Origin of the sequence: Streptomyces sp. B5E4, assembly GCF_039871555.1 — a bacterium.
Lineage (GTDB): Bacteria > Actinomycetota > Actinomycetes > Streptomycetales > Streptomycetaceae > Streptomyces.
The window spans coordinates 92,190-110,448 of sequence record NZ_JBDPMI010000028.1; the positions used below are offsets into that span (position 1 = coordinate 92,190).

Here is an 18,259-nt window from a genome sequence, read left to right on the forward strand (position 1 = left end):
TAAAACCCCCTCCGGGCAGGCCGGAAGCTGTCATGAACCTGCACCGGCGCGGGCAGCAAGCGGCCAGATCCCCCCGAAGCGGGACCGCCCCCAACCGTCCGCCAACCGGCGTCCAGCCGCGCGTCTGCCGCGGGCCGAGCGCATGTCCACCGCCCGTCATCTCCCCGCTCCGCGCCACCGGGCGCGGGAGGGGTCCCGGGGCCGCCGGGATACAACGATTCCGATGGGCCACCGGGCTCCGGCCGTACGTCCACCGGGGCTCCGCGACCGCGGCAGGGCAGGGGGAGAGGGGGAGCGCGCCGATGGCGGCATACCGGACGACGCGCGGCGCGACCGGCGCGCGCGACCCCCTCCTCGCCCCCGGGCAGCGGGTCCACGAAGGGCTGGTGGTGGACCGCAGGCTGGGCGAGGGCGCGTTCGCCGAGGTGTACCGCGTCCGCCACCACGTGCTCGGCTGGCAGGCGCTCAAGCTCTTCAAGCACGGCGCCTCCCTCGGCGCCAACTTCAGCCGGCTCGACGAGGCGCGCATCCTGTCGACCCTCGGCCATCCCAGCATCATCCGGGTGTTCGACGCGGGCACGGTGGACACGACGGACGGCGTACGCGGCTACTTCACCATGGAATACGTGGCCGGGGGCAGCCTGCAGCGGCTGGTCGAGAGCCACGGCGGCGTCGTCCCCGTCCCGCAGGTCACCGCCGTGCTGCGGCAGGCGGCCGACGGGCTGTCCGTCGCCCATGAGCGCCGGCAGCCGGTCGTGCACCGGGACTTGTCGCTGGCCAACGTGCTCGTCGCGTACGACGAGTCCGGACTGCGGGTCAAGGTGAGCGACTTCGGGCTGGCGCGGGAGACCGATCCGGTGACGCGGGCGGCGAGCGCGCAGGGCACAGTCGCGTACATGCCGCCCGAAGTCCTCATCCGCGGCCGCGGCTACTCGTCCGCCGGGGACGTCTGGGCGCTGGGCACGATCGTCTACTTCCTGCTCACGAACCGCTTCCCGTACGACGCGGACGACCCGGCGCGGGCGTTCTCGCCGGAGCGGTTCGAGCACCCGCTGCGGCCGCCGGGGGACTTCAACGACGACGCGGACGCCGAGCTGGAGTGGCTGGTGGCGGAGATGCTGCGGGTCGACCCGGCCGAGCGGCCGGCGATGCGCGAGGTGGCGGAGCGCGCCGAACCCCCGGGCCGGCCGACGGCCTTGCCGGCGGAGCGGCCACCCGCGCGGCCGCCGCGCACGGAGCCGCCGCCCGCGCAGTCGTCCCCCGCGCAGTCGTCCCCCATGAAGCCGCCGTCCCCGCGGCCCGTACACGCGGAACCGCCACCCGCCGCGCCGCCGCTCGCGAAGCCGCCGCCGGAGCCGTCCGCCGCGACGCCCGCGCCCCCGCCCGCCGACGAGCTCGTGCGCACCGCCATCGCGCTCTCCCGCGTCCCCGGCCGCCTGGCCGACGCGGCCGACCAACTCGAAGCAGCCCTCAGCCGCCACCCCCGCCTGCGGGAGCGGCATCTGACCCGGCTCGCGACCTGGCGTAGAGGAGTCGTTCAGTGAAGGAGTCCCCGGCCCGCTTCGCGGACCTGGCGGGTCTGCGGCTGTACCGCAGGAACATCTTCGCCGTCACCGGACTGTCCGTGGACGCCCGGGGACCCGCGGTACGGCGGCACAGACAGCGGCTGGACGCCCGGCTGGCCGTCGAGGAGACCTGGCGGGGCGACGCCGACTCGCCGGTGCCGGGCGGGCACCGCAAGGAGGAAGTCCGGCTCGCCTTCGAGGAGTTCCAGGATCCGCGGCGCCGGCTCGTGGACGAGCTGCTGTGGTACTGGCGGGACGCCGACCTCGGCTGCGGGTGCAGTCCCTCGACGCACGAGCGGCACGACGACGCCGTACGCGCGCACAGCCGGGCCATCGAGGCGGAGACCGGTGCCCTCCCCCCGCCGGGCGGGGGCGATGCGGCGTGGCACTGGGGCGCCGCCGCGTCGCGCTGGGCGGCGCTGCTGGAGAACACCGACCTCCGCGGCCACCTCGCCCACCGCATGACCGCCCTGGCCGACCCGCGGCTCGACGACTACTCCCCCGACGACTTCCTGGCCGGCGTCCCCGGGCTGCTGCTCAGCCCGTTCGCCGAACTCGCCGACGACCGGGCCGCGCGGCCGCGGCTGGCGGAGGTCAGCGCCGGCTGGGCGCAGTACCCGGTCTTCGCGGGGCCGCTCCCCGACGTCTTCGAGGACACCGTCGAGGAGTCCGTCGACCGGCTCAAGGACGCGCTGCGGACCGCAGGCGAGCGGCACGAGGCCGGGCAGCACGCGGACGCCCTCGCGGCGCTGGAACAGCGGGTGCTGCCGGCGTACGCGGACTTCGAGTCGCTGACACGGTTCGTCTCGGAGTCCCGGTCCGAGGAGATGGCGCACACGGTCACCGTGGCGCTGAACAACGTCGCGCTCGGGATCTGCGGGGCGGGCCTGCAGAAACCGTTCCAGCGCTCGCTGATCGAGGTGATGGAGACCGCGAGCAGGATCGCCCCGCAGCGCGACCAGGCGCAGATCGACCAGAACCTGACGGCCGTCCGGCACGGCCGCCCGGGTGCCGGGCCGAACCGGATGAAGCCCCGCGAGTGCCTGACCTGCCTCTTCGTTCTGGCGACGATCATCGGCGGAATCGTCGGCGGGGTGACGGTGGGGCCGGCCCTCGCGGTCCCCCTCGTCTTCGGCGGGATCTTCGTCGTCGGCATGGTCGCGCAATGAACTCGTACGCCACCCAGGGAAGGGCTCCGATGACACAGCACGCACGCCACCGGGCCAGGGGGCGCCTCGGCGCCGCGCTCGGACAGTGGCGCCAGCCGCCCGAGTTCCGTGTCCCGCCGCCGCAGCTCGACCCGGCGCAGACGGCATGGGTCGCGGAGGTCCTGGCGGAGGTGGAGGCGGCGGAGGCGGCAGCGGCGGTGGCCTCGTCCGCCGACGCGGAGACCGGCACCGCCGACTCCACGGCCGGCGACTCCACGGCCGGCGGCGCCGGTTCCGGTGCCCTGGTGGGCGCGGCCACCGGCATCTGGCGCGCGCTGCGCAAGCTCGACCAGGACGCCGGCAGGCTCTCGCCCGCCGACCTGCGGCAGGTCCGCCTCCAGGTCCGCGCGAGCCGCCAGGCGCTCGCCGACGACGGGCTGGAGATCCAGGAGCACGACGGCGAGCCGTTCGACTCCGGCCTCTCCCTGGAGGCGCTGGTCTTCCAGGACGACCCGGAGCTGACCCGCGAGATCGTGCTGGAGACCGTACGGCCGTCCGTCTACTTCCGCGGCCGGCGCATCCAGATGGGCCAGGTCATCGTCGGCAGGCCCGCGCAGACCCCCGGTCCAGAGACGACCAAGGAGACCCCGGCGTGAGCGAGACCATCGACTACGGCATCGACCTCGGCACCACGAACAGCGCGATCGCGGTGGCGGAGGACGGCGGCGTACGCATCGTCAAGAACAACGAGCAATGGGACTACTCCCCCTCCGCCGTCTACATCCCGAAGAAGGACATCGTCCACGTGGGCCGGCGGGCCAAGGAGCGCACGGAGTCCGACCCGGCCAACGCGCACGCCGAGTTCAAGCTGGAGATGGGGGTGGCGGGGGCGGCGCGCCGGTTCGAGCGCGCCGGACTGTCGCTCACCCCCGAGGAGTTGTCCGCCGAGGTGCTGAAGTCGCTGCGGCAGGACGTCGCGGCCGAGACGGGGTACGCGCCGGAGGTCGCGGTGATCACCGTGCCCGCGGCCTTCGCCCTCAACCAGAACACCGCCACCTCCGAGGCCGCCGCCCTGGCCGGGCTCAGCGAGCACTGCCCGCTGGTGCAGGAGCCGACCGCCGCCGCCATCGCGTACGGCGTGCAGGACACCTCGGACTCCGCGCACTGGATGGTGTTCGACCTCGGCGGCGGCACGTTCGACGCCGCGGTGATGAGCAAGCGCGACGGCGAACTGCAGCTCATCCAGCACGCGGGCGACCCCTACCTCGGCGGGAAGCTCATCGACTGGGCGGTCGTCGACGACCTGCTGGTCCCCGCCGTCCGCCGCGCGCTGGGGCTGGCGGACTTCCACCGGAGCAACCGCCGCTGGCTGGGCAACTTCGCCAAGCTCAAGGCGGAGGCGGAGAACGCGAAGATCGCGCTGTCCCGGATGGAGAAGATCGACATCGCCTGCGATCTGGACGACGGCAACGGCGACACCGAGAACTTCGAGTTCACCCTGACCCGGGGTGCGCTCGACGACCTCGCCCTCCCCTTCTACACCCGCGCGATCAAGCTCTGCCGGGAGGCGCTGGCCGAGAGCGCGCTGCGCCCCGACCACATCGACCGGCTGCTCCTGGCCGGCGGCTCGACGCTCAGCCCGGGACTGCGCGCGCTGCTCACCGACCCGGACACCGGGCTCGGCATCGAGGTGGACCACAGCCAGGACCCGACGACGGTGGTGGCCCGCGGCGCGGCGGCGTTCGCCCGTACCGTACGGCGGCCGCGGAAGGTGCGGGCCGCCGCCCCGGGCGAGTTCGCGGTGGAGCTGAACTACCCCACGCAGAGCGTCGACACCACCGACATCCCGGTGTCGGGCAAGGTGACGAGCGGCAGCGCGGTGGACTTCACCCGGTACGCCGTCGTGCTCGGCAACCCGAACGGACAGCCGCCGTTCCGCGGCCCCCGTACCGCGCTCTCCCAGGACGGCACCTTCTACACCGAGGTCGCCCTCACCGCCGGCGTCACCTCCCGCTTCACCGTCGAGCTGACCGACGCCTCCGGTACGCGGCAGAAGCTCGCCGGCGACACCCTGTCGATCACGCACGCGAAGGTCGTCCCCGGCGAGGCGGTGCTCACGGGCACCCTCGGCATCGGCCGGGCCGACGGCTCGTTCGACCCGCTGCTCCGCAAGGGCACGACACTGCCGGCCATGGTGACGAAGATCTACCGCACCACGATCCCGCTGCACCGCTCCGAGCCGGACGCGGTGATCCGTATCCCGCTGCTGGAGGGCGAACGGCCGCGCGCCGAGCGCAACACGCGGGTGGGGCAGTTGGAGATCCGGCCGCGCGACGTGCGTATCGACCTGCCGGCGGAGAGCGAGGTCGAGGTGACGTTCGAGATCGAGGCGAGCAGCAGGGAGGCCCTGGTCACCGCCCATATCCCGCTGGTCCAGCAGCAGTTCGAGGCGACGATCAACCGCACCGAACTCCACGCGCCCGGCCAGGACGAGCTGGCCGGCCGGCTGCGGCGCCTGGAGCAGCGCCTGCGCGGCCTGAAGGACGACGCGGAGTCCGAGCACGCCGAGCAGGCCGGGACCCGGCTGCGGAAACTGGAGGAACACCGCCCCCTGACGCAGCTCGGCCGGGAAGTGGACGCCGCGGGCGTCGACACGGGCGCGGCGGTGACCAGCGACCGCCGGATGCGCGACCTGGAGGCCGAACTCGACGACATCGAGGAGGCCATCGAGATCCCCGGCCTCGAACGCCGGCTGTGGGACGTACTCGGCGCGTGCGAGGACATCATCACGCAGGTCGGCGGGACTCCCTCCGACCGCCGGGAGCTGGAGAACCTGCGCGCCCGCGCGAGCGCGCTGGGCGGGGACGCGACGCCGGCGGACCTGCGGAAGCTGGTGAAGCGCGCGGAGGAGTTCCAGGTGGAGCTGCTGCGGCGGACGGACGAGTGGGACTTCGTGGTGTTCAACGCGCTGGTGGAGATGCGCGACCTGATGCATCCGCGCACCCAGGCGGACGCGGCGATCCGCGACGGCAGGCGGGCGATGGCGGCGGGCGACCGGCGCGCACTCCCGGGGGTGAACCAGCGGCTGCGGCGGCTGCTGCCGCCGGAGGTCGCGGACGGGATGGGGCAGAAGGAGGGCGGGGTCAGGTGAGCACGGACACGAGGACGACAGCGGCGGGTACGCCACCGGGCGGTACGTCGCGGGACGGTACGGCACCGGGCGGCGACCCGGCGCGGGGCGGCGACGCCCCGGCGGCGTCGAGCACGCTGCGGGCGGCCCTGCTGGTGGCGCGGGTCCGCACGACGGCGCGGGCGGGCGACCTGGACGAGGCGCTGCGCCTCCTGCGCGCGGCGGAGGCCGGGGACGCCCACGCGGTGGGCGATCGCCCGGAGGTCCTGGACCTGTTCGCCCGCGTCCACGCCCAGCGCGGCGAACTGGACGCCGCCGCGACCTACTGGCGCCGCCTCCAGGCCCGCCACCCCGCCGACCCCGCCGCCCGCGCCGGCCTCACCCGCCTCACCCGCCTCACGGCCGACGGCCCCCGAGCCGCCCTGGCCCGCCACCGCACCCGTACGGCGGTGGTGGCGGCGGTCTGCGCGGCGGCGGTGCTGGCGACGGGCGCGGTGGCGCTGACGGGCGACGAGGAGCCGGTGCGGTCGGGCACGGAGAGGGCCGCGGCGACGGAGCAGCAGATCGAGGAGCGCGTGAGGAAGGAACTGGCGACGGCCCGGGAGGCAGACCGCACGCGGCAGGAGACCCGCCACGAGGAGGCGGCCGAGGCCCTGGCGGCCACCCTCCGCTCCCCGGGCCTCCGCCCCCGGGTAACGGGCGGCTCCGTGGAGGTGGCCTTCGCGGAGGGCCTCTTCTCCGAAGGCGCGGAACTGACCCCAAAAGGCGCCACCCGCCTCGCGGTCCTGGGCGAACACCTGACCCGGACGGACGCCCGCATCACCATCCACGGCCACGCCGCCACGGTCCCCGACGCCCCCCGCAGCGGCGGCTCGGTGCTGGCCCTCTGGCGCGCCCTGATCGCGGCCCGCGAACTCAGCACGGCAAGCGGCAGACCCCTGACGGCATTCACGACGTCAAGCGCGGACCAGCGAAACGCCCCGTACACCGAGGACGCGAAGAACCGCACGGTAACGGTGGTGATCACCCCGAAGGAGGAACCCCCCGGGAAAAGCCGCGGGTGACCCTCGACTTCGACGCGACTACTACGGGATGTGACCGGGTTTGGTCGGATCCACCTCGGCCGAGACGATCCGGTCCGCCTCCACCCGGATGAGCACGAAGTAGTCCTTGTGGCAGCACTGGCACTCGGCGTACCCCTCGTCGGCGTAATTGCCGTCCGGGGGCCGCGTCCGGGGGTGGCGCAGGCCCTTCACCCCCCAGTCGACGGCATCGCCGACCGCGTACCGACGGAGGTCGAGCAGGCCGAACGTGAACTCGATCTCCGCCGTGCACTGCTCGCCGCACCGCGGGCACGTCATCTCCGCGTCCAGGTAGTTGTACATCCCCATCAGGTGACCCTCCGGATCACGTCGGGCACCTGGAGCGTCATGTTCACGAAGTTCGACAGGCGCTTCTCCATGGTCACCGCCTCGATCCCGCTGGCGCGCGCGAAGGCCACCAGCGCCGCGTCGCCACGCGAGTGACCCGACTTCATCACCTTGGCGAACATCTCCTTGAACTCGGGGCTCGACGCCCACCTGCGGGCGTCGGCGGGAGAGATGACGGAAATGCTGTTGTCCTTGAGGAACGCCTTGCGCGCGTTCATGCCGTTGGTGACGTCGAGGAACTCGCGTAGCTGGTTCGGGGTGATCTTCACGATCTTGCTCTGAATCTCCGCGAGCGCATTGGCGTGGCCCCTCATGGCCTTCACCATGAGGTCCGTGTCGGCGAGGATCGTACAGGGCGCCAGACCGAACGGATCGGACCACACGAGCGGGTTCGTGACGTACGCCGTCGGGTTCGGCGCCGGGTCGAGCCCGAGCGGATCCGGGGTGAGGTACCGCGCCGTCCCCGGGTCGTAGTAACGGAAGTAGTTGTAGTGCAGACCGCTTTCCGGGTCGAAGTACTGGCCGGGGAAGCGCAGCGGGCAGTACGCGGTCGAGTCGGCGCTCCACGCGGTGTTTCCCCAGATCGTCGTGCGGCTGCGCCATGCGGTGTGGCCGCTCGTCCCGTCGAGGAGTTCCGTCGGGGTGCCGACGAGATCGGTGACGATCGCGAAGAACCGGGAGTCGACGACCTCCTGAGCCGCTTCGGCGTCCGTGATCCGCTCGGACTGGGTGAGCGGCCGGTGCCGGTCGTGGTTCCAGGTCTGGGTGACCGGATACGGCAGCCCCGCGCCCGTGCTGGTCTGCTCCACGAGGGTGCCGCCGTCCCAGACGAACACCGTCTGCTCGACGACGTCTCCGGCCTCGTCGAGCCGCTGTTTCGCGGTGCGCCGGCCCAGCGGGTCGTACAGGTACCGCCACCGCGCTCCGTCCGGGGTGGTCAGGGCCACGAGCCGGTCCTCTGCGTCCCACTCGTACCGCCAGACGTCGGGCTTGCGGGACAGGCGCTTCCGGCGGCGGACGAGCGGCCGCCCCGCGCCGTCGTACTCGTAGCGCACGCCGCCGGCGCGTTCGAGGAGCGTGCCGGTGTAGCTCCGGGCCCCGGCGGCGCCCTCGTCGTGGGGCTGCCCGGGCCAGTCCGCTGCGACCTGGTTGCCCGCCGCGTCGTAGGAGTAGGTCTCCGTCCCGCCGTCGGAGACCGCTTCCGTGATCCGGCCCATCGCGTCCACGGTCATCTCGACGCGACCCCCGTAGGGGTCGTGGATCTCCGTGGGCACGCCGTCACCGCGGTAGCGGTAGGACCGTTTCGCCGGCCGGTCGCCGGCGCCGCCCGGCAGCGCCTGCTCGTGGAGCCGGCCGGCCGCATCCCACTCACTGGTGACGGCGACCGGGCCGCCCGCGATCCGGCGGGCGAGCTCGTGGCCGGCGGCGTCGTGGCGGAAGTCCAGCGTGTGGCCGTCCACCGTGAGCCGGGCCGGGTTCCCGGCCCGGTCGTACGACCAGGCCGACGAAGAGCCCGCGGGGGTGAGCCGGTCGAGCCGGCGGCCGGCCGCGTCGTACGAGAATCGCAGCGTCCGCCCGTCGACCGTCTCCGTCAGGATGCGGCCGAGGAGGTCCCGCTCCCACCGGATGACGGCATGCGGTCCTGCGGCCTCCACCATCTCCCCGGCGTCGTCGTAGCGGAAGGTGGACTCGGCCCGGCCGGCCCGCTGGCCGATCAGCCGCCCCATGGTGTCGTAGCGCAGCTCCAGCGTCTCTCCGACCGGGTTCACGCGCCTGGTGAGCTGGTCTGCGGCGTCGAACTCACGCAGGTGCTCGCGGCCGTCGAAGTCGGTCTCCGCGACGGTGCGGCCGACCGCGTCGTAGGTGTAGCGCCACACCTGGCCGAGCGGGTTGCGCACCTCGGTGAGGCGCAGCTCCGAGTCGTGGGTGAACGTGTACCGCGCGCCGTCCGGGTCCGTCCGTTCCTCGACCACGTCGAAGGGGCCGATGCCGAACCGGGTCGTGCCGCCGATCGGATCGACGTGGCTCGTGCAGTTGCCCTCCCCGTCGTACGTCCAGGTCTCGGAGGCGCCGTCCGGCCCTGTCTTCCCGATCAGCAGCCCCTCGATCGACCACCGCAGTTCGGTCCTGGCCCCGGTGGCCTCCACGACCGCGGTCGGGCGGCCGAACGCGTCCCGCTCGTACGTCGTGGTCGTATCGCCGGGGTCGATGACGCTCACCGGCAGGCCGGCCCGGTCGGAGACGATGCGCCGGACGCCGCCGACGGGGTCGGAGACCACGACCAGACTGCCCGCGTCGTCGTACTCGTACCGGGTGGCCGCGCCGGTGGGATCGGTCGCGCGCACCATGTTCCCGGCGTCGTCGTAGGCGTACTCCCACTGCCGCTCACCGGGAGTGCGCACCGTCGCCGGCAGCCCGAGCTCGTTGTACTCCGCCGTCGACACCGTGCCGTCCGGGTGCGTGACGGAGGTGGTGTTTCCCTGCTCGTCGTACGTGAAGCGGGTGGTGCGGCCGAGGGGGTCGGTGAGCGCGGTCAGCCGATCGTGGCGGTCCCACGTGCGGTGGGTCGTGTGGCCGAGGGGGTCGGTCTCCGCGATGGGCCGGTACGAGTCGTTGAACGCGTAACGGATGGTGGCGCCGAGGGAGTTGGTGGCCGTGGTGGTCCGGGTCCGCTCGTCGTAGACGTACGAGTAGTCCAGCAGGCCACCGGAGCCGTAGCTGTGGACGCAGCGGCCGGCGGCGTCGTACTCGTACCGGTACGACGTCCGGTTGCGGTCCAGCCAGCTCGTGATGCGGTGCTCGTCGTCGTAGGTGAAGCGCAGCGGGAGACCGGAGGAGTTGACGACGTCGGAAAGGTTGCCGTGCTCGTCGTAGCCGAAGGACACGAGGGTCGTCTCGTCCCCCTCGCCGACCAGCCGGAACTCGGCGATCCGGCCCTGGGCGACGACGACCCCGACCCGGTAGCCGCCGGAGTGGACGATCTTGGCGGGGAAGCCCTCGGCGTCGTACCGCACCGAGATGCCGGTGCCGTTGCGGTCGGTGACCGCGGTGAGCGCGGACTCCGTGCCCGGCCTGCCTGGGACGGCTCGGAAATGAAAGCTCTGACCGGTCTCGGGACGCCGGACGACCAGCACGCTGCCGCCGGTCGCGGGGTCCGGCGCGGCCTCCGCGACCTCCAGCGGCCAGCGGGGTCCTTCGACGGGGAGCACCGGGCCTTCGTCCGCTCCGGGAGCCGGGTAGTACAGCACCATGCCGTCCTCGGTGTGGTACCGCACGCCGACCTCGTCGGCCACGAGCTGCTGGTCGAGGGTGGAAGCCCAGGAGAGGCCGAAGAGCCGGCCGTGACGGAAGCCGCTGCGGTGATGCCGCTCCAGCGTGAGCGACAGGGTGCCGGGGAGGCTGACGTCGTTCGCCGACATGACCAGTTCGCCGGTGGCGACGTCCACGGGGTCGCCGCAGGTGAAGAGCTTCTTCATGGCGCGCCCGCCGGCCTTGGCCAGGCCCTTGGCGCCCAGGGCCATCCCCTTGAGACCGCCCTTGAGCGCCGTGAGGCCCTTGCCCAGCTTGGCCAGGGAGGTCAGCCCCTTCATGCCGGGGATGCAGTCGAGGGCGGCCATGGCGACGTCGAAGAGGGAGGCTTGGCCGTTCATGTACTTGTAGAGCGTGTCGGCCAGGACGACGAGCGCCGCGGCCAGGACGACCCAGGCGAGCGGTCCGCCGATGATGAGGACGACGATGCCCAGGACCGCGACGATGACCTTGCAGACGCTGACGATGGTGTCCCAGTTGTCCTTGACCCAGTCGACCGCCTTCTCCCACCACTTCCGGTTCTGAATACCCGCATCCGAGGCGTCATCCAGCTTGTCCTTCGCCTCGGACGCCGCGTCCTCACGCATCTTCTTCGCGTCCGCCGCCATCTTCTTCGCCGCTTCGAGCCCGGATTCCGCGTTGTCGACCGCCGTCTGCGCTGAGGACTGGGCGGACTTGGCGTCGGTGGCGTTACGGGTCGCGGCGCGGACCTCGGACTCGTCGGGCTTCTCCTTGCCCTCCTTCTCGTCGTACTCCTCCGTCTTCTTCGTCGCCCGGTCGACCCACGAATTCGCCGAATCGAGGCGCCCGTTGGCAGCGGTCAGCTCGCTCTGGGCCTCCCGCCCCTTGGCCAGCGCCTTGTCGGCCAGCGACTGGGCCCGCTCCAGCTTCGGCCAGTACGCGGCCAGCGCGTCACCCGCCAGGTCGTACGACCGCTGGAGCTTCTTCAGATTCTTCGGAACCTCGTCGAACTCGTCCTGGAACGCCTTCGCCGTCTTCCCCGCCCAGCGAAGGAGCGCGTCCTCACCGGCCATGCCCTTGATCTGCCGCAACGCATCCGCCACATCATCGGCGAAGTCATGCAATTCACGCGCCAGTTGCTTGACCCGCTCGGGATCCCCCGGGGTCGGGTCGTCATCCAGGTCGAGTACGTGCCAGTCCGTAGGTCGATTCGCCACCGGTCCCCCGCCCTTCGCGTCACCCGGTCAACAACGTCGCAACAGAGACACTTCAGTTGAAGACGGCGATGATGCGTACGCGGTTCCGCGGAGGCGTCCGACACGCGGCTCCCGGGAGCAGCAGGAAACGCTCTAGCCCAGGTACGGCGTGGACCGGTGTTCCAGGAAATGGCGCAGGCGGAGGCGCTGGGTGTGGTGCATCGGCAGCTCGTCCAGCTCGCCGGGGTCGACGAACCGCAGCTCCGTCGATTCCTCCGAGATCGCCGGCGTCCCGCCGACGACGCGGGCCGTGAAGCAGATGTTGAACTGCCTGCGCACCTCGCCGTCGCTGTACGCGACGATGTGCCGCGGGTCGGTGTACGTGCCGACGAGTCCCGTCACCTCGACGTCGAGCCCCGTCTCCTCCTTCACCTCCCGCACCGCGCACCCGGGCAGCGAGTCGCCCAGGTCCATTCCGCCGCCGGGCAGGGCCCACAGGTCGTTGTCGCGGCGGCGCTGGAGCAGGATGCGGCCGCCGTCGTCGGTCACCACGGCGGAGGCCGCCGCGACGAGGCTGTTGGGCTCGGGGGCGGCGGGGTCGTCGTAGTAGTCGGTACGGGTCATGGGCGGCTCACGCGTAGGGGTTGACCGAGAACTCCGGCTGCGGACTCGGGAAGTCCTCGGGGAAGAACCGTATGCGCTCCCCGCCGGTCAGCACGTCGAGGACGATCCCCGTCGAGTCGCGCTCCAGCACCACGAAGTCGAGCTGCCCGGCCTCCACCGCGATCGTCGGCCACGCCGCCGGCTCCCCCGCGGGCAGCCAGAGGAGCATGTCCCCGTTGTCCGTGCCACCCCACCGGACAAGGTCCTCGGGCCCCAGCCCGTACCCCTCCAGCGCTCCCCGGATGCCCGGGATGCCCTTGCCGCGCAGGATGGCCCGCGCCTCATCGGTGGCCGTGTCGATGTCGAGGTACGGGTTCACCGCGCCGGAGCCGTAGATCCACAGGAACTCGTCGAAGCAGCCGACACCGTACGTACCGGCCAACCGCCCGTGGCTCTCCGGCACGGGGGAGCGTGCCGCTTCCGCCCCGGGGCGCGCGGGTGCCGGCGGGGGCGGGCAGAGTGCGGTCAGGCTGTGCAGGTCCCCGAGGGGACCTCCCGCTGCGGGTTCCACCGTGGACATCGGCCGGCTCAGTCGACCTCGCCCGCGAAGATGGCGGTCTCGGACTCCCAGTCCGGGGTGACCTCGATCTGGGCGTAGCTCTCGCTCACCGGGAGTTCGCAGCCGGTGGGGACGTCGATGGAGCGGCCGGGACGCAGGTGGGTGGTCGGGGTGTCGAGGCCGTCGTCGAATATCTGCTCGCCGCTGCGGCCCTGGTCGCCGTACTGGCAGTCGACGAGGAGGCCGTTCAGGTCCAGGCGCTTCTCCGAGCCGTTGGTGATCTTCAGGTTGAACTTCACGTAGGGGGTGCTCGCCGGGGCGGCGTACTCGCTGGAGGTGGCCCGCTCGAAGTCGGACAGCACCACCTCGATGCCCGTCTCGTACACGGCGGTCCCGCTGAGCGTGTAGCTGCGGTCGCCCGGCTGCTTGTCCTCGCCCGCGTCGTCGGCCTTCTGCGCATCGCCGCTGCCGTCGCCCTTCGCGCCGGGGCCGGCGGTGACGGTGACGGTGACGGTCGCGGCGGGCCCGGCCTCGTTCTCCGTGTCGCCGCCGGCGGCCGCGACTCCGACGGCGGCGCCGATCCCGAAGGCGGCGAACACGCCGACGACGACGCCGGTGATCCGCAGCGCCCGGCGGTTGCCCTGCGGCGGGACGCCGCCGGGCATCGGCGGGGGCGGTGGCGCTGGCTGGTAGGGCTGGTAGGGCTGGTACGGCTGTTGCGGCGGAGTCGGATAGGACATGGATTCCCCCTGGTGCGGTGAGGCGTGAAGATACTGACAGCGCCGTTATGGGCGGCATGGGCCGAACGGCCCTCTCGCCACCTATGGCCGCGCTCGTGGGGGAACGGCGGGGGCGGCCTACCGGTGGTCGTACGTCGTCTGCGGCCGGCGGCACAGCCGCCTGCCCGCCGGGCCCCCGGCTGCCGCTCCCCTGCCCCTCCGCCCCTCGGACCCGCACAAAGCCCACGTCAGAGCCCCCCTTGCGGAGGGCTGACGTGGGCACCTGGTAGGCCGCGTGGGACTCGAACCCACAACCAACGGATTAAAAGTCCGGTGCTCTGCCAATTGAGCTAGCGGCCCGCCCGGCCAGCATAGCCCGGACCCCGGCGTGCCCCCGAGCGGATATCCCCTGGCGGGCGGGGCGCGGCCCCTCCCTGTGGGGCGGGAGGGGCCGCGGGTGGGTGTGGGTCAGATATCCGGGTGTTCCCAGGGAAGGCTGATGAAGGTCAGGTCGCTGGCAGAGAGGACTCCGGTGTAGGTGCGGAGGTCGTCGACCGTGGCGGTCATGGGGTCCGTCCAGCCGGTGGCGGTGCGACCGCGGCCGAGTTGGAGGCCGGTGGTGGCGGGCCAGGTGGCGGAGTCGGGGAGGGGGAGTTCGGCGGCGAGGTCGGCGTCGGTGTAGAGGCGGATGCGGTCGGCGGGGTCGTCGTGGACGACGGCGATGTGCTGGCCCCAGGGGTTCGCGTACGTCTCGGTGATCGTGTGCGTCGCGGTCGGGGTGTCGGCGTCGGCGACGACGAGTTGCCACATGCCGGTGTCCGCCTCGTAGCGGACCTCGACGGCGTTGGTGTGGTCGCCGGGGAGGGACAGCAGGGTCATGTCCCGGGTGGGCAGGTCGTCGCCGAAGCGGACATGGACGCCGAGCGTGTAGCCGGCGCGGGTGTCCACAGGTGGGGTGGCCGTGGCGGCGTAGCCGCCGCTGCCGGTGAGTTCGAGGTGGCCCGTGCCGGCGATGGGGTCGGTCTCCGTGACGGCCGCGCCGCCGGACAGGGTGAGCGGCTGGCCGCCGGTGTATTCGGGGCTGGTGGCGCCGGAGGCTTCGTTGAGCTGCCAGTAGCCCGTGCGCTGGGCCTTGCGGGTCGCCAGCGTCGCTGCCTCGTCCGCGACCACGACGCGGTCCCAGACGCGGACGTCCGCCAGCCCGCCGTGCCAGTTGCCCGCGTGGCCTGCGGCAGTACGTATCCGGCCCAGTTGCAGGTCGCCTGCCGCGGGTGCGGCGGTGGCGCCTTCCGCCGTCGCCGCGAGGCGGCCGTCGACGTAGAGGCGGGCGGTCCTGGCGGGAGCGTCGTACACCGCCGTGAGATGGGCCCACTTGCCGATCGCGGCCGTACCGCCCGTCGCCCGGACCGGATCGGCGGGCCCGTCCGCGACCGCCAGGGACCAGCGGCCGTCGTCTACGCCGAGCGCGAACGACGCGGGTATCGCACCGCCGTCCTGGCTGACCACGGTCATGTCGCCTTCGGCCCCCGTCGACGGCCGCGCCCACGCGGCGACCGCGAAGGATGCGGAGGTGTCCGCGATCGTGGTCTGCGGGCTGAGGTAGGCGCCGGGGGTGCCGTCCAGAGCGGCGGCCGTCCCGTACGCGGTGCCTTCCGGGCCTGCGGCGCCGAAGGTGACGCCGGTGCCCGCCGTCGCCGGTGCGGAACCGGCGCCGGGCGCCGCCTCGCTCGCGCCCGCGGCGTCGCCGAGGGCCCAACTCGCCACCGGGGTACGGCCCGAGCTGACGCGGATGGTGTACCGCGCGTAGTCAGATGTGCTGCCCGCCCTGCTCACGGACTGGGCCTCCACGACGTACACACCCGACCGCTCGGGCGTCCACGTGACGGTCACGGGCTCGCCGGGGGCGGGGGCGTCGACCAGGTAGGTCGGTGAACCGTACACCGACCAGCGGTACTTGACCGCCTCCTCGGTCGGGGCGTCGAAGGTGAACCGGCCGGGGACGCCGACGCCGTCGGTCCAGCCCTCGGGATCCTCCGGGTAGTCGGGGGAGGTGATCACGGGTGGCGCGGGCTCGGTGGGGTCGTAGACGAACTCGCAGTGGCCGACGCCCCCGTCGGAACTCCACGGCCCCCATCCCGTGCGGTCGGTGGCCCGTACCCGCCACTGCAGTGTCGTGTCCTCAGGGATGTCGTCCTCCAGATGCCAGGAGAACCCGGAGCCACTGGGCCTTGAGCCCGTGGTCAGCTCGCGCTTCTGCGGCTCCCCGGACGCGTCCTCCCAGCTCAGCTCGTACTGAGCCGCCACCGCATCGCCGTCCGGGTCGTGCAGGACCGATCGGAGCGCGGGCGCGCGGTTGAGGTGGGGGCGTTCGTCCCCGGAAACGCAGGGTTGGTACGACGTGGTGAGGTCGGCCGCGGCCGGCCGGTCGGGCGCGGCGTTCGCAGCCGCCGCCGCGGTGAAGGGCGTCGCCACCAGCACGGCGGACAGCGCCGCGCCGACGAGGGCGGAACGTAAGAGAGCGTGACGGGCCAAGGTTTCCCTCCTGGGTGAGAACCGACGGGATTTCTCCTGGCGGAGGGTGTGGGGCCCCTCAAGGCGTTGCGCTCGCGCAGCTTAACAACCCGCTGTGACAACGCACCTACGCGCAGTTTCGGCAAGAGGGTGCGGACGCGTGCGGGCCCCCTCCGTTCGGAGGGGGCCCGCGTGCGGTGGCTGTCAGCCCTTGCGGTTGTTGCGGTCCTGGCGCGTCCAGCGGGGCTTGTCCGCGCGGCGGTCGTCCGTCGTGCGGCGGTCGTGGCTGTACGGGCGGCCGTCGCGGCGGTCGCGGCCGGCCGGGCGGTCGCCGCCGAAGCGGGAGCGGTCGGCGGAGTCCCGGCGCTCGTAGGGACGGCGGTTGTCGCGGTCGTAGGGGCGGGCGGCGCCGCGGTCGTCGCGGCGGGGGTAGGAGCGGGTGCCGCGGTCGTACGGGCGGGCGCCGCGGTCGTCGCTACGGGTGTCGCGGCGGTCGTACGAGCGGGGCTCACGGGTGCCGTACGAGCGGTCATCGCGGCGGTCGTCGCGGCGGTCGTACGACGGGCGCTCGTCGCGGCGGTCGTAGGAGCGGTCGTCGCGGCGATCGGTGCGGTAGTCGCGGGTCTCCCGCGGCTCGCGGTAGTCCCTGCCGTCCCTGCTGTCCCGGTTGTCGCGGCGCGTGTCCCCCGACCTGTCGAAGGAGCGGAAGCGCTGCTCCCTGCGGTCGGGCCGGGTGCCGGCGCGGTTGTACGGGCGGTCGGTGCGGTCACCACGGTCGGTGCGGTCGCCCCGGTCCGTACGGGCCTCGTACCCGCCCTTCTCAGCCCGCGGCTCCGCCGGCGCCTCGTCCTGCGCCACCGGCTCCGCCGGCTGCTCGGGCGTCACGCCCGCGCGCGTCGCCAGGCGGGTGGCCTCCGCGCGCAGGTCCACCGCGTGCTTGCGGGCCCGCTCCAACTGGGCCTCCAGCTGCGTCACGTCCCGCTCCGCCGCCGCCGCCGCCTGGGCAGCCGAGTCGGCCTGCACCTCGTCGATCGAGCGCGCACCGGTGATCCGCGCCACATCGGGGTCGAACGCGCCGCGGCCGCTGATGATGTGCCGCGAGGCGTCCACCGCCGCGTCCTCCAGCAGGCGGAAGACCGTGCGGCGCTGGTGCGGCAGGGCGAGGGAGACGACCGTGCCGGACTCGCCGGCGCGGGCCGTGCGGCCCGCCCGGTGCAGGTAGTCCTTGTGGTCGCCGGCCGGGTCGACGTTCAGCACCAGGTCGATGCCGTCGACGTGGATGCCCCGCGCGGCGACGTCCGTCGCCACCAGCGCGTGCACCCGGCCGTCCTTGAAGTCCGCCAGGGTGTGCGTCCGCGCGCCCTGCGTCATGCCGCCGTGCAGCGCGGCGGCGCGCACGCCGGTCTCGCGGAGCTGGTCGGCGACGCGGTCGGCGCCGAGCTGGGTGCGTACGAAGACGATGGTGCGGCCCTTGCGCGCCGCGATGGCGGCCGTGACCGGCGCCTTGTCGCGCGGCTTCACGACGAGCACGTGGTGGCTCATCGTCGTCACCGCGCCCGCCGACGGGTCCACCTCGTGGCTGACCGGGTCGACGAGGTAGCGCTCGACGAGCGTGCCGACGCCCTTGTCCAGGGTCGCGGAGAACAGCATCCGCTGTCCGCCCGGCGGCACCTGGTCGAGCAGCTCGGTGACCTCGGGCAGGAAGCCCAGGTCGGCCATCTGGTCGGCCTCGTCGAGGACGGTGATCTGCACCCGGTCCAGGGAGCAGGCGCCGCGGTCGATGATGTCGCGCAGCCGGCCGGGGGTGGCGACGAGCACGTCGACGCCGCGCTCCAGCGCGCCGATCTGGCGGCCCATGGACGTACCGCCGCAGACGACCTTCATCGACAGCCGCAGCACGTCGCCGTACGGCTGGAGCGCGTCGGCGACCTGCATGGCCAGCTCGCGCGTCGGGGTGAGGATGAGGCCGCGCGGGCGCTTGGGGTCGGTGTGGCCGCCGGAGAGGGTCGCGAGCAGCGGCAGGCCGAAGGAGAGGGTCTTGCCGGAGCCGGTACGGCCGCGGCCGAGGACATCGCGCCCGGCGAGGGCGTCGGGGATGGTGGCGGCCTGGATCGGGAACGGGGTGGTG

At 73.1% G+C, this 18,259-nt stretch carries 12 protein-coding genes and 1 tRNA gene; 5 read left to right on the plus strand and 8 right to left on the minus strand.

The genetic code is table 11. The features are described from left to right. The first annotated feature begins 302 nt into the window (after nt 1-302). The 5 genes from ABGA99_RS28655 to ABGA99_RS28675 are packed head-to-tail and all read left to right on the plus strand — an operon-like array spanning nt 303 to nt 6,907. A complete protein-coding gene (locus ABGA99_RS28655; RefSeq protein ID WP_347583732.1) occupies nt 303-1,544 on the plus strand; it encodes a serine/threonine-protein kinase in 1,242 nt (413 codons plus the stop codon). Then, a complete protein-coding gene (locus ABGA99_RS28660; protein ID WP_347583733.1) occupies nt 1,541-2,734 on the plus strand; it encodes a hypothetical protein in 1,194 nt (397 codons plus the stop codon). Before ABGA99_RS28655 ends, ABGA99_RS28660 begins: the two co-directional genes overlap by 4 nt. Nucleotides 2,735-2,763: 29 nt before the next feature. Then, nucleotides 2,764-3,369 carry a hypothetical protein gene (locus tag ABGA99_RS28665; protein ID WP_347583734.1) on the plus strand — a complete coding sequence of 202 codons (606 nt, stop codon included), beginning with the start codon at nt 2,764-2,766 and terminating at the stop codon, nt 3,367-3,369. Beyond that, the gene (locus ABGA99_RS28670) at nt 3,366-5,864 is read left to right on the plus strand and encodes an Hsp70 family protein (RefSeq protein WP_347583735.1); all 2,499 of its coding nucleotides are present in this window, start codon (nt 3,366-3,368) and stop codon (nt 5,862-5,864) included. The genes ABGA99_RS28665 and ABGA99_RS28670 overlap by 4 nt, the downstream gene beginning before the upstream one ends. Beyond that, entirely contained in the window at nt 5,861-6,907 is a 1,047-nt protein-coding gene (locus ABGA99_RS28675) for a hypothetical protein (RefSeq protein ID WP_347583736.1), read from the plus strand. Before ABGA99_RS28670 ends, ABGA99_RS28675 begins: the two co-directional genes overlap by 4 nt. Nucleotides 6,908-6,928: 21 nt before the next feature. Here the strand turns inward: ABGA99_RS28675 and ABGA99_RS28680 are convergent, their stop codons facing one another. The 8 genes from ABGA99_RS28680 to ABGA99_RS28715 all read right to left on the minus strand — a co-directional run. Beyond that, complete coding sequence (locus ABGA99_RS28680; RefSeq protein ID WP_347575017.1) at nt 6,929-7,234, minus strand: hypothetical protein; 306 nt, start codon at nt 7,232-7,234, stop codon at nt 6,929-6,931. Next, entirely contained in the window at nt 7,234-11,760 is a 4,527-nt protein-coding gene (locus tag ABGA99_RS28685) for an RHS repeat-associated core domain-containing protein (protein ID WP_347575016.1), read from the minus strand. The genes ABGA99_RS28680 and ABGA99_RS28685 overlap by 1 nt, the downstream gene beginning before the upstream one ends. 132 nt (nt 11,761-11,892) lie before the next feature. Then, the gene (locus tag ABGA99_RS28690) at nt 11,893-12,363 is read right to left on the minus strand and encodes an NUDIX domain-containing protein (RefSeq protein ID WP_347575015.1); all 471 of its coding nucleotides are present in this window, start codon (nt 12,361-12,363) and stop codon (nt 11,893-11,895) included. Between the two features lie 7 nt (nt 12,364-12,370). Then, complete coding sequence (locus tag ABGA99_RS28695; protein WP_347575014.1) at nt 12,371-12,805, minus strand: hypothetical protein; 435 nt, start codon at nt 12,803-12,805, stop codon at nt 12,371-12,373. 125 nt (nt 12,806-12,930) lie between these two features. Then, on the minus strand, nt 12,931-13,641 hold the full coding sequence (locus tag ABGA99_RS28700; RefSeq protein WP_347575013.1) for a hypothetical protein: 711 nt from the start codon (nt 13,639-13,641) through the stop codon (nt 12,931-12,933). Nucleotides 13,642-13,904: 263 nt separating this feature from the next. Further along, nucleotides 13,905-13,980 (minus strand) — tRNA-Lys (locus tag ABGA99_RS28705). Between the two features lie 108 nt (nt 13,981-14,088). Beyond that, on the minus strand, nt 14,089-16,152 hold the full coding sequence (locus ABGA99_RS28710) for a LamG-like jellyroll fold domain-containing protein (protein WP_347583737.1): 2,064 nt from the start codon (nt 16,150-16,152) through the stop codon (nt 14,089-14,091). A gap of 183 nt (nt 16,153-16,335) precedes the next feature. Beyond that, the coding region (locus ABGA99_RS28715) for a DEAD/DEAH box helicase (RefSeq protein ID WP_347583738.1) at nt 16,336-18,259 on the minus strand (1,924 nt) is incomplete at its 5' end.

Excerpts from the sequence above, each read along its gene's own strand:
- ABGA99_RS28690 (WP_347575015.1), bottom strand. The coding sequence starts at position 12,363 with ATGACCCGTACCGACTACTACGACGACCCCGCCGCCCCCGAGCCCAAC.
- ABGA99_RS28700 (WP_347575013.1), bottom strand. The coding sequence starts at position 13,641 with ATGTCCTATCCGACTCCGCCGCAACAGCCGTACCAGCCCTACCAGCCC.
- ABGA99_RS28680 (WP_347575017.1), bottom strand. The coding sequence starts at position 7,234 with ATGGGGATGTACAACTACCTGGACGCGGAGATGACGTGCCCGCGGTGC.
- ABGA99_RS28665 (WP_347583734.1), top strand. The coding sequence starts at position 2,764 with ATGACACAGCACGCACGCCACCGGGCCAGGGGGCGCCTCGGCGCCGCG.
- ABGA99_RS28655 (WP_347583732.1), top strand. The coding sequence starts at position 303 with ATGGCGGCATACCGGACGACGCGCGGCGCGACCGGCGCGCGCGACCCC.